Origin of the sequence: Streptomyces sp. NPDC059851 (assembly GCF_042732005.1) — a bacterium.
In the GTDB taxonomy this organism is placed as follows: Bacteria; Actinomycetota; Actinomycetes; order Streptomycetales; family Streptomycetaceae; genus Streptomyces.
In genome coordinates this window covers 1-1,394 of the sequence record NZ_JBHWJJ010000302.1, presented here as the reverse complement: position 1 = coordinate 1,394, position 1,394 = coordinate 1, and the positions used below count along the sequence as shown (strand labels likewise).

The window sequence follows — 1,394 nt, the reverse complement described above, 5'->3', positions numbered from 1 at the left end:
CGTGAATGGCACGAACTCCCGCAGCCGCTGGCCCTGCTGAACCTGCGGGTGCTCCGCGACGACCTGCGCCGCCGGAACCTGTACGACACCTACGGCGCCGGGGGCGAGCGCCGACGCCGCCCCACCGCCGAACCCGCGCCGTTCCGCTCGTACGACGGCTCGGGCTACGACCCGTACGACGAGGACATGGGCCGGGTCGGGACCCGGCTCGACCGCAACGCCCCGCTCCACATGGTCTTCCCGGAGGGCGACGAGGGGCTGATGTCGCCGTCGCCGCGGGAGATCAGCCGGCAGCTGCTGGCCCGCAGGGGCTTCGTGCCGGCACCCACCTTGAACCTGCTGGCCGCCGCCTGGATCCAGTTCGAGAACCACGGCTGGGCCAACCACGGCGACAACGAGGAGGCCGAGCCCTTCACCGTTCCGCTCGCCGAGGACGACGACTGGGCCGAGCAGGGCGGCGGCTGCCCGATGCGGATCAACCGCACCCGCCCCGACCCGGTCGCCCACACGGCCGCGGACGTCCCGCCCACGTACGAGAACACGGTCACCCACTGGTGGGACGGTTCGCAGGTCTACGGCTCGGACGAGGCCCGCTGCCGTTCGCTGCGGACGGGGGAGCACGGGAAGCTCATCGTCGAGGACGGCCGGCTGCCCACCGACCCGCGCCCGGGCAAGGAGTGCCTGGACCGGACCGGGATGAACAGCGACTACTGGACGGGTCTGTCGCTGCTGCACACGCTCTTCGCCAAGGAGCACAACTCCATCTGCGACTTCCTGCGCTCACACCGTCCGACCTGGGACGACGAAAGGCTCTTCCACACCGCCCGGCTGGTCAACACCGCCCTCATGGCGAAGATCCACACGGTGGAGTGGACGCCCGGCATCCTCGACACCCCGGTCCTGAAGCGGGCGATGGACGCCAACTGGTACGGGGTTCTGCCGCGCTGGGTCCGCCGCACGTACGGGCGGGTCGGCAGCGGCGAGATGCTGAGCGGCATCCTCGGCTCGCCGACGGACCACCACGCGGCGCCGTTCTCGATGACGGAGGAGTTCGTCTCCGCCTACCGGCTGCACCCGCTGATCCCGGACGAGCTGGTGGTCCGCGACCACCGCAACGGCGCGGTCCGCGCCACCATCGGCTTCGGCGAGATGCAGGGCGCCACCACCCGCACCGCGATCGACGCCTTCGGCATGAGCGACCTGTTCCTGTCCTTCGGCACCGCCCACCCCGGCGCCCTGGTCCTACACAACCACCCCGACGCGCTGCGCAACCTGGTCCGGCTGTCCGGCGAGCACATCGACCTCGGCACCGTGGACATCCTCCGCGACCGCGAACGCGGCATCCCCCGCTACAACGCCTACCGGCAGATGCTGCGCAAGCGGCCCGTCACCTC

1 protein-coding gene is annotated in these 1,394 nt (G+C 71.3%); it reads left to right on the top strand.

Annotated elements, in window-relative coordinates; all coding sequences use genetic code 11:
- The coding region (locus ACFV7Q_RS38880) for a peroxidase family protein (protein WP_385435678.1) at window positions 1-1,394 on the top strand (1,394 nt) is incomplete at both ends.